This is a genomic window from Streptomyces sp. P17, from assembly GCF_032436805.1.
GTDB lineage: Bacteria > Actinomycetota > Actinomycetes > Streptomycetales > Streptomycetaceae > Streptomyces.
Window position 1 is genome coordinate 1 of the sequence record NZ_JAVRBF010001598.1, and the last position, 229, is coordinate 229.

General features: G+C 52.4%; 1 protein-coding gene. It reads left to right on the plus strand.

The window, feature by feature from the left end; all coding sequences use genetic code 11:
* Positions 1-62: 62 nt before the first annotated feature.
* On the plus strand, positions 63-229 hold a 167-nt coding region (locus tag RMT89_RS45795), incomplete at its 3' end, for a type II toxin-antitoxin system PemK/MazF family toxin (RefSeq protein WP_315889660.1).

Consider the following 229-nt stretch of genomic DNA (forward strand, 5'->3'; position numbering starts at 1 on the left):
TACAGATGATCCGTATGGGGCGGAAAAGAGCGGCAGGAGCGCTAGAGGGGGATATCATGGGTATGGTAAAACGAGGAGATATATATTTCGCTGATCTATCGCCGGTAGTGGGGTCGGAACAAGGGGGCATCCGGCCGGTGTTGATCATCCAAAACGATCGGGGCAATCACTTTAGTCCTACAGTGATCGTGGCAGCCATCACTGCGAATATGGCCAAGCCTAAATTGCC